Annotated in this window: 9 protein-coding genes; 4 read left to right on the forward strand and 5 right to left on the reverse strand. The window is 68.3% G+C overall.

Annotated elements, in window-relative coordinates:
- Positions 1-2: 2 nt before the first annotated feature.
- The 5 genes from AB4Z18_RS14630 to AB4Z18_RS14650 all read right to left on the reverse strand — a co-directional run bounded on the left by AB4Z18_RS14630 (position 3) and on the right by AB4Z18_RS14650 (position 5910).
- On the reverse strand, positions 3-821 hold the full coding sequence (locus AB4Z18_RS14630) for a carbohydrate ABC transporter permease (RefSeq protein WP_441783463.1): 819 nt from the start codon (positions 819-821) through the stop codon (positions 3-5).
- Positions 818-1786 carry a carbohydrate ABC transporter permease gene (locus tag AB4Z18_RS14635; RefSeq protein ID WP_441783464.1) on the reverse strand — a complete coding sequence of 323 codons (969 nt, stop codon included), beginning with the start codon at positions 1784-1786 and terminating at the stop codon, positions 818-820. The genes AB4Z18_RS14630 and AB4Z18_RS14635 overlap by 4 nt, the downstream gene beginning before the upstream one ends.
- Positions 1787-1818: 32 nt before the next feature.
- On the reverse strand, positions 1819-3069 hold the full coding sequence (locus AB4Z18_RS14640; RefSeq protein WP_441783465.1) for a sugar ABC transporter substrate-binding protein: 1251 nt from the start codon (positions 3067-3069) through the stop codon (positions 1819-1821).
- Positions 3070-3154: 85 nt separating this feature from the next.
- The gene (locus AB4Z18_RS14645; RefSeq protein ID WP_441783466.1) at positions 3155-4162 is read right to left on the reverse strand and encodes a LacI family DNA-binding transcriptional regulator; all 1008 of its coding nucleotides are present in this window, start codon (positions 4160-4162) and stop codon (positions 3155-3157) included.
- A 731-nt stretch (positions 4163-4893) separates the two neighbouring features.
- Positions 4894-5910, reverse strand: coding sequence for a LacI family DNA-binding transcriptional regulator (locus AB4Z18_RS14650; RefSeq protein WP_441783467.1), 1017 nt, complete (start codon positions 5908-5910; stop codon positions 4894-4896).
- A gap of 292 nt (positions 5911-6202) precedes the next feature.
- On the opposite strand from AB4Z18_RS14650, the gene AB4Z18_RS14655 reads away from it, so the two are divergent.
- The 4 genes from AB4Z18_RS14655 (at position 6203) to AB4Z18_RS14670 (ending at position 11664) form a co-directional block, all read left to right on the forward strand.
- On the forward strand, positions 6203-9562 hold the full coding sequence (locus AB4Z18_RS14655) for an RICIN domain-containing protein (RefSeq protein ID WP_441783468.1): 3360 nt from the start codon (positions 6203-6205) through the stop codon (positions 9560-9562).
- A gap of 178 nt (positions 9563-9740) precedes the next feature.
- Entirely contained in the window at positions 9741-10751 is a 1011-nt protein-coding gene (locus tag AB4Z18_RS14660) for an aldo/keto reductase family protein (protein WP_441783469.1), read from the forward strand.
- Positions 10752-10897: 146 nt separating this feature from the next.
- Entirely contained in the window at positions 10898-11314 is a 417-nt protein-coding gene (gene panD / locus AB4Z18_RS14665) for an aspartate 1-decarboxylase (RefSeq protein WP_441783470.1), read from the forward strand.
- A 113-nt stretch (positions 11315-11427) separates the two neighbouring features.
- The gene (locus tag AB4Z18_RS14670; RefSeq protein WP_441783471.1) at positions 11428-11664 is read left to right on the forward strand and encodes a hypothetical protein; all 237 of its coding nucleotides are present in this window, start codon (positions 11428-11430) and stop codon (positions 11662-11664) included.
- Positions 11665-11675: the final 11 nt, after the last annotated feature.

The following is an 11675-nucleotide window of genomic DNA, read 5'->3' on the forward strand; positions in this document are numbered from 1 at the left end:
GATCAGTCCTTCACCGCTCCGGCCGTGACGCCCGCCGCGACGTACTTCTGGGCGATCACGAGCAGCACAGCCGCCGGGATGGACGCGACGACGGCGGTCGCCATGATCGCGTTCCACTCCTGGTTGTTGTTGCCGATGTACTTGTAGATCCCGAGCGTGATCGTCTGCAGGGTGCCGCCGCTGTTCAAGGTCGACGAGAAGATGAAGTCCGACCAGGCCCAGAGGAAGGCGAACAGCGACACCGTGACGATGGAGTTGCGGCTCACCGGCAGGACGATCGAGCGGAAGGTGCGCCACGTGCCCGCGCCGTCGATCTTCGCCGCGCTCATCAGTTCGTCGGGGATGCCCGTCATGAAGGCCGTGAAGATCAGCACACCGAACGGGACGGCGAGCGTCGAGTCGGCGATGATCAGTCCCCAGATCGTGTTGAGGATGCCCAGGTTCAGGTAGATGGCGTAGAAGCCCATCGCCATGATGATGCCGGGGATCATCTGCGCGATCAGGAGCACGAATCCGAGCGCTCCACGACCTCGCGGGCGCAGCTTGGCCAGCGAGTACGCCGCCGGAGCCGCGAGCGCCACCGTGAGGACGACCGTGCCGAGCCCGATCAGGAGGCTCGTGCCGAGATAGGGCAGTTGCTGGCTGAGGACCGCCTGGTACCCCTCGAAGGTGGCGTGCACCGGGAAGAGGTTCGGCGGGCTCTTGCGCATCTCGTTCGTCGGCGTCAGCGAGACGTTGATCATCCAGTAGACCGGGAAGAGCATCAGCGCCGTGAGCAGGATGCCCACGACGGTCTTCCACCAGGGCCGCCGGCCGTTCATGCGAGATCCTGCTTTCGCTGGGTGCGGATGTAGATGACGCCGAAGACGAGGGCGATGACGATCAGCACGTTGCCGACGGCGGCTGCCGGGCTGAAGTCGGGCAGTGTGGAGGCGAACCCGAGCTGGTAGGACCACGTCGCCAGGGTCGTCGACGAGGTTCCGGGGCCGCCCCTGGTCATGATCCAGATGATGTCGAAGACCTTCAGGGTGTAGATCAGGCCGAGGAGCAGCGTAATGGCGGAGACCGGCCGCAGCAGCGGGAAGGTGACCCGCCAGAACTTCTGCCAGCCGTTCGCGCCGTCGAGGGACGCGGCCTCGTAGAGCTCGGTCGGGATGTTCTGAAGCCCTGAATACAGGATCACCAGGTTGAACGGGATCCCGATCCAGATGTTCGCGATGATGACACTGGTGAGCGCCCAGTCAGGCGAGGTCAGCCAGTTGATCCCGGGGAGCCCGACCGCCTCCAGCAGGGCGTTCACGACGCCGGAGTCGCTGTTCAGCATCCACGACCAGGTCGACGCCGACACGATCAGCGGCAGCAGCCACGGAACGAGGAACAGCGCGCGGAGCGTGGCCGAGAGCCGGAAGTTCTGGTGGAAGAAGACCGCGAGTGCCATGCCGATCGTGAACTGGAACGCGATCGAGATCACGGTGAAGAGTCCCGTGTGCAGGATGGCCGGCGCGAAGGTCGGGCTCTGGAAGACCTTCACGTAGTTGTCCAGCCCGACGAAGGGCGCATCCCCCTGCACGAAGGAGCGCACCGTGTAGTCGCGGACGCTGAGCTCGATGTTGCGATAGAGCGGGAAGGCGTAGAAGACGATCAGGTAGAGGACCACCGGGGCGAGGAATGCCCAGGCTGCCCACTGTCCCGACCGGCGCTTCGGGGCCCTGGACGGGGCGGCCGTGTGGGCCACCCCGTCCGCGCCCCGCACAGCACCGCGAGGTGCTGCTTGTGTCGTGGTCATGGATCCGTGCTTTCGAAGGAGGTGCAGGTAAGTTACTTCGTCGCGGCCTCAGCCGCGCTCTGGGCGGTCTTCAGCGCCGCTTCCGGCGTCTGCGAACCGCTGAGGGCATTCTGGACCGCGCCCCAGAGCTGCTGCGAGATCTTCGGGTACTTGGTGCCCAGGTTGTCGCTCGTGCGGCCCTTCGCCGCGGCCACAGCATCCACCCACGGCTTCAGCTCAGGGTTCGCGGCGACCTGCTCCTTCTGCGCCGCCTCGGTGGGGGCGATGTAGGAGAGGGTCGTGTCCGTCTTCACGAAGCTCTTGGTGCTGGTGAGGCAGTCCGCGATCTTCTTCGAGGTCGCGTAGCGTGCGGTGTCCTTCTGGACCGGGAGGGTCATGAACTCGCCGCCCGTCGGCGCAGGCGCCGCGGAACCGTCGGCAGCGGGGATGGTGAGGATGCCGTAGTCGATACCGGCCTTCTTCACGTTCCCGAGCTGCCAGGTGCCGTTCTCACCGAACGCGTAGTCGCCGGTTGCGAACTCCTGCCACGACGTGGTCTGGGTGTTGTTGATCACCGAGTTGGGGGCGTAGCCCTTCTTCACCCAGTCCGTCCAGAGCGTGAGCGCCTGCACGGCCTTGGCCGAGTCGAGGTGCTTCAGGTCGGCCCCGGAGCCCCAGAACCAGGGGAGGAACTGGAAGCTGCCCTCCTCGGTACCGATCGCCGAGAACGTGATGCCCTTCTTACCGGCGGCGGTGACCTTGGCGAGGGCCGCGGTGAGGCTGTCCCAGTCGGTGATGCTCGCCACGTCGACGCCTGCGGCGCTGAGCACGGCCTTGTTGTAATAGAGCGCCAGCGTGTTCGCGCCGATCGGGACCCCGTAGGTCTTCCCGTCGAGCTGACCGGCCGCCAGGATGTTCTTCTGGATGTCGGAGGTGTCCAGCTTGTTCTCCGACGTGCTGGTCAGGATGCCCGCCTCGGCCAGGGTCGAGACGACCGGGTTGTCGACAAGCAGAAGGTCCGGCGAGCTGCCCTGCTGGCCGGCCAGGAGTGCCTTGTTGGTCAGGTCGCTCGTGTCGTAGCCGGTGCGCTTGACCGTGACGCCGGCCTCGGTGCCACACTGCTCGACGAGCTTGGTCCAGTCGGCGGAGGCGTCGAACTGGGGGTACGGGTCCCAGAACGCGTACGTCCCGCCCGCGCTGCTGGTCGAGTTCGAGCCGGAGCCCGAACATGCCGAGACGCCGCCGATGACGGCCGTCGCGAGAATCGCGGCGCCGATGAGGCGCGCGTGCTTGTGTGCGATCACAGTATTCCTCCTTGAATCGTGCGTTGCTGTCGTGTCGTCCGGGGAGCGCCGGGCTGGGTATGGGTCGCTGCGTGTGTGTTCGGGTTCATCGGGTGCTCCCGCGGATCGTGAGTTCCGGTGCGATGAACCGGGTGACCGGGGCTCCCGCGAGCTCCGGCGACGTGATCCGGCGCACCAGTTGCCGGACCGCGTTCTGGCCCAGCTGATCGGGCGAGCTCTCCACCGCCGTGTAGGGCAGGGAGAACGCTCGGCCGAAGTCTTTGGAGTAGAGGCTGGCCACCGAGAGATCCTCGGGCACCCGCATCCCGCGGGTGGCCAGCACGGAGGGCAGCGCCGCGATGGTGGCGTCGTTGTGCACGATCAGCGCGGTCGCGGTGGGGCGCGCATCCAGGATCGCGTTCATGCTCTGGCCGATGGCCGGCTGCTGCGCCTCGCCGTAGTAGGGGTGGATCTGGATGCCGTACCGGGCCGCGCGCTCCAGCGCCGCATCCCGGAACCGCCAGCCGTAGGCGCCGCCGCGCTCGAAGACGTGCTTGGGCGGCGAGACGACGATGATCTCGCGGTGGCCGAGGCCGTAGAGGTGGTCGACGAGGATGCGCGCGGACTCGCCGAAGTCGAGGTCGAAGACGTCGAGTCCTTCGGTCTGCTTGGGCAGCCCGACGAGGGCTCCGGGCTGGGCGGCCGCCCTCATGGTCGCGAGGCGCGGATCCTCGTGCACGACATCCAGCAGCACGACGCCGTCGACCATCCCGGCACTGGTCACGCGGCGCAGGGCCGCGGTCGCGTCGGTCTCGGTGACCAGCAGGATGTCGTACCCCAGCTCGCGCGCGGTGTCCGACACCGGGAGCACGTACTGGAGCATCGCGGGGGCGAACTCGTCCTGGTGGAACTGGGTCAGCAGGCCGATGACCATCGTCTGCGAAGTGGCGAGGGCCCGGGCGCCGGCGTTCGCCGTGAAGCCAAGGGCCGCGACGGCCTCGTCGATGCGGGCCCGGGTCTCGGGGGAGATCGAGCGCTTGCCCGAGAGGGCGTAGGAGACGGTGCTCGGGGAGACTCCCGCGTGGCGGGCCACATCGGTGATCGTGATCGCCACAGCGCGCCTCCTCGGAGCATTCATCGTCGAACCGGTTCGATCACTGTAGCGACTCTGGGAGGGGTTCACAAGTCGAAGCGGTTCGATACTTTTGCGCGCGCTTGCGTACTGAAGGAGATCGGGCGTCGAATCTCCGTCGATTGGCAGTGCTGAAGGAGATTCGACTGTTGGCGGTTCGAATCTCCTCCGGTGCGCGGGGCGCGGCGGGCCGCGCCGGCAGCGGGCAGCCGGGCGCAGGCAGCATCCGCCAGCACGTGCAAATGCCGCAGCGGGCAGCCGCGCGTAAGCAGCATGTGGCAGCACGTGCGGCGCCGCAGCGGGTGCAAAAGCCGCAGCGGGCGCAAGTGCGTCAGCAGATGCAGGTGGAGGGGTGCCCGATCCGCTCTCACCTCCGCTGGAGGTGCTCGTAGTTGCGCTCGCCCACGGCGTGTCGGCAGCAACTGCGAGCACCTCACGAAAGACGGGGTTGCGGTCCGCCGCGCAACGAAGGAGACCCGGTGTCGGATCTCCTTCTATTGGCAGTACTGAAGGAGATCCGGCGGTTGTCTGTGCGAATTTCCTTCTCTGCGCGGGGCGCGGCGGGCAGCGCGAGGTGGAGGTGCGAGGCGGAGGTGGCCGGGTGCCCGGCGCGGCAGGCGAGGCGGCCGAGCGGGCGAAGCGGCCGGGCGGGCGAAGTGGCCGAGCGGGCGAAGTGGCCGAGCGGGCGAAGTGGCCAGCCCGCGCGGGGCGGGTCAGGGGACCGGGCGCGTGCTTCCGCGGTCGACCAGCGTCGGCTCGATGAAGCGGGCGCGTGGGGCGCCGGCCTCGTCCGGGTCGGAGATACGGCGGATCAGGCGGCGCACGGCCTCCTCGCCGAGCCGGTCGGGCAAGGTCTCCGCAGCGGTGTACGGGAGCGAGAACGCCTGCCCGAACTCCTGCGAGAAGACGCCAACGACCGACAGGTCCTCCGGCGCCCGGACGCCCCGCTTGTCCAGATAGGCGGGAAGCGCCGCGATGGTGGCGTCGTTGTGGACCACCAGTGCGGTCGCATCCGGCGACGTCTCGAAGGCGGCATCGAGCGACTCTGTGATCCGCGGCTGACGCGACTCGCCGTAGTGGGACACCAGCCGCATCCCGTAGCGGGCGGCCCGCTCGAGCGCGGCGTCGCGGAACCGCCAGGCGTACGAACCGCCGCGGTCGTAGACGTGGCGGGGCGGAGTGATGAGCAGGGCGTCGCGATGCCCGAGTTCCGCCAGGTGGTCCACGATCAGCCGCGCGGCCTCGCCGAAGTCGAGGTCGTAGGAGTCGAATCCCTCGCCGTTGCGGGCGTAGCCGATCAGCACGGCCGGCTGGGTCGTCTCGCGCAGCGGGTCGAGCCGCACATCGTCGTAGGTGACGTCGAGCAGGACGACGCCGTCCACCATCGCGGAGGAGGTGGTGCGCCGCACGGCGCTGACGAGGTCGGTGTCCGTGACCATGAGCAGGTCGTAGCCGTGCTCGCGGGCGGTCGTCGACACGGGCAGCACGTACTGCAGCATCGCCGGCGCGAACTCGTCCTCCTGGAACTGTAGGTAGAGGCCGAGGACGTTCGTCTGCGCGGTGGCGAGGGCGCGGGCGCCGGCGTTCGGCGTGAAGCCGAGCTGCTCGATGGCGGCCTGGATGCGCGTCCGCGTCTCCTCCGAGATCGCGCGCTTGCCGGAGAGCGCGTACGAGACCGTGCTGCGCGAGACGCCGGCTGCCCGGGCGACGTCGCCGATCGTGGCCGCCATGTCGTACCTCCTCGACGGGTCGATTCTGTCATGCCGCCTCAGCGCGCCAGCGCGGCGCGCGCGTCGAATCGGTTCGCCAGGAATCCTTGACGAAAAACGTTCGGGGGGACTAGCTTGCACACATCGTCTGTCGAACCGGTTCGACAGACGATGCACTCAGGCAGACGGCGGACGGCGCCGCGACGCGACGGAGCATCCATCAGGGCGTTCCGCCGATCCCGGTGCGGTTCGAGCGGCAGGGATGACGCTCGCCGAATTCTGCCCTTCCGATCGAGAACGATGGAGAACAACGATGTCTGAAACACGTTCGATCCGGCGCGCAATACGGATCCCCGACCGCGGATCCCATCCGCCCACGCCCCGTCGAGGGGCGTTCCGCACCGTCGTCGCCGCCGCGACCGGCGCAGCGCTCGTGGTGGGCGGCGGCGCACTCGCAGCGGTTCCGGCGGATGCCGCCCCCACCGCAGCGAACACGCTCGTCGTGCAGGCGGATCAGCCGTTCCGTCCCGTGAGCCATGTGGCGACCGGCTCCCTCTACGGCCTCGCGAACGCGACGACGCCGTCCGACGCCCTCGTGCAGGCCATCAAGCCGAACACATTCGTGATGATGCCCATCGGCGGACACCAGCAGGGCTCCGGCGACATCGGCCAGACCTGGCAGAAGGCGAACGCCGCCGGCGCGAAGGTGGTCGACCGGCTCTCCGACTACTACGCGGGCTGGCCCTACCAGTTCTCCTGGAGCAGCTGGGACCAGGTCGTGACGACCCAGATCCAGCAGGTGAAAGCATCCGGGATGACGAACCTCGCCGCGTACGCGCCGTGGAACGAGTCGGACAACACCTGGCTCGCCTCCAATGGCACCTTCGAGGACTTCTGGACCCACACCTACCGGCTGATCCGCAGCCTCGACGCGACCACGCCGATCCAGGGGCCCAGCTTCTCCGACAACATCGGAGACATGCAGAACTTCCTGCAGAACGCGGTCGCGACGGACACCGTGCCCGACGTAATGGCCTGGCATGAGCTCATCTCGTCGTCGAAGATCGCCGGTGATGTGGCCAGGGTGGAGGCGATGGAGGATGCGCTCGGCATCCAGCGCCGCCCGATCGACATCGAGGAGTACGCGGCTCCGGCCGAGGTGGGCATTCCCGGGTCGCTCGTGGGCTACATCTCCAAGTTCGAACGGCTCGGCATCCGAAACGCCGAGCTCGCATTCTGGAACCAGTCCGGTGCGCTGGGCGACCTCCTCACCGGTCAGGGAGGCAAGCCGAACGGCGCCTACTGGCTGTACACCTGGTACGCCGGCATGAACGGCGACATGGTGACCACGACACCGCCCGGCAACAACAACTTCGACGCGGCAGCCTCCGTCAGCTCCGACAAGAAGGAAGTGGACGTGATCACAGGAGGCACCTCGGGTGCAGCCGGTATCCGCGTCGCGGGCCTCGACAAGCTCCAGCTGGGAAGCAAGGTCAACGTCAAGGTGGAGTTCACTCCGTCCTACGGCAGGACAACGGCCGTGACCGGACCGACGACGATCTCGACCACGAACTACCAGGTCGGCGATGACGGCTCCATCACGGTTCCCGTGGTGATGAACCCGGCGTACGGCTACCACATCGTGGTGACCCCGGCCGGCGACTCCGTGGACCTCTCGGGCACGTACACGATCTCGAACGTCAACAGCGGGCTCGCTCTCGACACGCAGTCCTCGGGCACCGCGTCCGGTACCGCGGCGGTGCAGAACACGGCCGCTGCCGGCGGAAGCGCGACCCAGACGTGGAAGCTCGTCTCCGCGGGTTCCGGCCTGTACAAGGTGGTGAACCCGGCGTCGGGACTCGCGCTCGGCATCCAGGGCGCATCCACCGCCACCGGCGCACCCGCGGTGATCTGGGGTGACGGCGGGACGGACGAACAGCTCTGGCAGGTCGTCCCGGACGGGAAGGGCGACTACCGGTTCGCGAACTACGGCACCGGACTCGTCCTGTCCGTCGCCGGCATGAGCAAGGCGGCTGGTGCGGGCGTCGTCCAGTGGACCGACGGATCGGTGACCTCCGGGTGCACCGCCACGGGTCCCCGGCAGCCCGGCAAGATCGGGTCGGCGCTCTCGTTCTGCAACAGCACGGCGTACGCCACCCTCCCGACCGGTGCCGTCAGTGGCCTGACCGGGGACTACACCGTCTCGGCATGGGTGAACCCGGCGAGCAACTCCACCTGGCAGCGCCTGTTCGACATCGGTTCGAGCAGCAACGCCAGCATGTTCCTGACCCTCAACGACGGAACCGAGCTGCGGTACGCCATCACGACCAGCGGCGGCGGGGGTGAGCAACGGCTGAACAGCGCGAGCAAAACCCTCCCGCTCAACCAGTGGTCGCTTGTCACGGTCACCGTCGCGGGAACGACGGGCACCCTGTACGTCAACGGCCAGGTGGTCGCCACCAACGCGTCCATGACGGTGCACCCGTCGGCCTTCGGTCAGAGCACGCGCAACTACATCGGCAAGTCGCAGTACAGCGGCGACCCGGCGCTGAACGCGGCCGTGGACGACCTGAACATCTACAGCCGGGCGTTGAGCGCGGCCGAGGTCGCCGCTCTGGCGTCCGGTCAGGCCGGCAGCGGCGACGTCGTCCACTACGCGTTCGACGAGGCGGGGGGAACGACGCTGGTCGACTCCTCCGGCAGCGGACGCACCGGGACGGTCGTGGCGGGCTCCTCCGCGACGACGAACACCTCGGCGACGGATGCGCAAACCGCTGACCACTTCTGGACCCTGCACCAGGTGACAGCGTCCGCGGCCCCCTCCGCAGTGGCGGCAACGGCGGATGCGTCGGCCGTCACGGTGACCTGGAGCGCTCCGTCGGACGACGGCGGCACGCCGATCACCGGCTACCGCGTCTACCGGGAGGGTGTGACCGATCCGGTCGCCACGGTCGCCGCGGATGCGACGAGTGCGACGATCACGGGCGTGTGGCCCGGCGACACTGCGCGGTTCGCAGTGGCGGCGGTCAACGCGGCCGGCGAGAGTGCGAAGTCGGAGCTGAGTGCGCCGGTGACCGTCCCGGACGGGTCCACCAGCAAGCCGGGCAAGGCCGTGCTGTCGAACGACAACGGCTGGGACACGGGCCTCAAGGACGGTGACTACAACGTCGTCATGAACCTGTGGTGGGGCGAGGAAGGGTCCATCTACCGGCTGTACGAGAACGGCGCCCTGGTCGCGACCAAGCAGGTCACCTTCGGCGGCGTCGGTGCGCAGCAGGTATCCATCCCGGTGCACGGCAAGTCCGACGGCACCTACGTCTACACCGGCGAACTCGTGAACAGCACGGGGACGACGGCGACCACCAGCACCACCGTCACGGTGACGCAGGCCGCGCCCGGAACGCCGGTGCTGAGCAACGACAACCGCGGCGGCGGCGGCAGCTACACCGTCACGGCGAACATGTGGTGGGGTACCAACGCGACCTCCTACACGTTCTACGAGAACGGTGTGGCCGTCGGCCAGGGGAGCCTGGTGGCGCAGACGCCGGGTGCGCAGTCGGCGACGCTCGCGGTCCAGGGGAAGGCCACGGGCACCTACGTGTACCGGGTCGACTTCACCAATGCTGCGGGCACCACCAGCAGCAAGACGATGACGGTCACGGTCACCAAGTAGCCGAAGGGACAGGGGAGGCGCGGGCCCAGCGGGTCCGCGCCTCCCTTGCGTGCGTCCTCGGTCCGTTTCATCGATCGCGGGACTGAATCCGAGAACGAACCGCTGTTGGAGTTGCTGAATCGATCGTGCCTACGATTCCCCTGACGAACCTCGTCCAGCGGTGTGAAAGGGAACGACAGTGCAGTTCAGATACCTCGGCAACTCCGGCTTCAAGATCTCCGAGATCACGTACGGCAATTGGCTGACGCACGGCTCGCAGGTCGAGAACGACACGGCCGCCGCCTGCGTCCGCGCGGCGCTCGATGCCGGAATCACCACCTTCGACACGGCAGACGTCTACGCCAACACGGCCGCGGAGACGGTGCTCGGCGAGGCGCTGAAGGGCGAGCGCCGGCAGTCGCTGGAGATCTTCACCAAGGTGTTCGGACCGACCGGACCCAAGGGCCACAACGACGTCGGGCTGTCGCGCAAGCACATCCTCGAGTCGATCGACGGGTCGCTGTCGCGTCTGCAGACGGATTACGTCGACCTGTACCAGGCGCACCGCTTCGACTACGAGACGCCGCTCGAAGAGACCATGCAGGCGTTCGCCGACGTCGTGCGCCAGGGCAAGGCCCTGTACATCGGTGTCAGCGAGTGGACCGCCGAGCAGCTTCGTGCCGGTGCGGCGCTCGCGAAGGAGCTCCACATCCAGCTCATCTCGAACCAGCCGGAGTACTCGGCGCTGTGGCGGGTCATCGAGGAGCAGGTCGTGCCGACCTCGAAGGAGCTCGGCATCTCGCAGATCGTGTGGTCGCCGGTCGCCCAGGGCGTGCTCAGCGGCAAGTACCGTCCGGGTGCGCCCCTGCCCGAGGGCAGCCGCGCCACCGACGAGAAAGGCGGCGCGGGTGCCGTCAAGCGTTGGCTGACGGATGACGTGCTCACGCGCGTCCAGGAGCTCACGCCGATCGCGCAGGAACTCAGCCTGACCCCGGCGCAGCTGGCCGTCGCGTGGGTGCTGCAGAACGACAACGTCGCCACGGCGATCATCGGAGCCTCCCGTCCGGAGCAGGTGGTCGAGAACGTGAAGGCTTCCGGCGTCACGATCCCCGCCGAGCTGCTCGGCCGCATCGACGAGGTCCTGGGCGGCGCCATCGAGCGCGACCCGTCGCACACGCACACGCGCTCGCCGAAGACCCGCGAGGCCTGAGGCGCCGCGCTTCCGCTCCACCCCCCGCGATTCGTGCCGAATGTCGACTTCGCCGCCCGCGAAGTCGACATTCGTGCCGAATCTGCGAAGGGATGGGAGCCGAGAGCAGGGGAACATCGGCGGCGCCGCGATGGTTGGATGAGTTCGTGCTCCGAACGATGTTCAAGTCGAAGATCCACCGCGCCACGGTGACGCACGCCGACCTCCACTATGTCGGCTCGCTGACCGTCGACCTCGAGCTGATGGAGGCCGCGGATCTCCTGCCCGGGGAGCAGGTGGCCGTCGTGGATGTGACCAACGGCTCACGCCTGGAGACCTACCTGATCGCGGGCGAGCGCGGCAGCGGCGTGATCGGTGTCAACGGCGCGGCGGCGCACCTGGCGCAGGTGGGAGACACGATCATCGTGATCTCGTACGCGCAGCTCGACGATGCGGAGGCGCGCACGTTCACGCCCACTGTTGTGCACGTGGACGAGCGCAACCGCATCCTCGCCGTCGGCGACGACCCCGCGGCGGCGCTCACGGAGGGCGTCGAGGCCCCGCCGCTGTCGCTGCCGCGGTAGGCATGGAGGCCGCACCTGCGCCCGCCCCCGCGCGTTTCTGCCCCAGCCGCAACGCGGGCCGCCGCTGCACGCGGCCGCTGGGCCACCCGGGGCTGCACCGTCATAACGGGGCGATGTGGAACGACACGTCCGCCGATCCGCCGCGCTGTCCCGGCTCGGGGGAGCCGGGGACGCCGGCCCAGACGCTTCCCGACGGCTTCCCGGACGGTCGCGCGCTGTGCGAGCGCTGCCTGCGCTTCATCGACCTCGACGCGATCGGCCGGCTGGCCGAGCACGACACGACGGATGCGACCGAGACCGATGCCGACGCGCTCCGGGCGCGGGAGTGGTTCAACACCCACGGCTGGTGACGTCAAGTGGG

Source organism: Leifsonia sp. 2TAF2 (assembly GCF_052115085.1).
GTDB lineage: Bacteria > Actinomycetota > Actinomycetes > Actinomycetales > Microbacteriaceae > Leifsonia.

Bases quoted from the DNA above. Each gene is read 5' to 3' on its own strand.
- AB4Z18_RS14630 (WP_441783463.1), bottom strand. From the start codon at position 821: ATGAACGGCCGGCGGCCCTGGTGGAAGACCGTCGTGGGCATCCTGCTC.
- AB4Z18_RS14635 (WP_441783464.1), bottom strand. From the start codon at position 1,786: ATGACCACGACACAAGCAGCACCTCGCGGTGCTGTGCGGGGCGCGGAC.
- AB4Z18_RS14650 (WP_441783467.1), bottom strand. From the start codon at position 5,910: ATGGCGGCCACGATCGGCGACGTCGCCCGGGCAGCCGGCGTCTCGCGC.
- AB4Z18_RS14655 (WP_441783468.1), top strand. From the start codon at position 6,203: ATGTCTGAAACACGTTCGATCCGGCGCGCAATACGGATCCCCGACCGC.
- AB4Z18_RS14670 (WP_441783471.1), top strand. From the start codon at position 11,428: ATGTGGAACGACACGTCCGCCGATCCGCCGCGCTGTCCCGGCTCGGGG.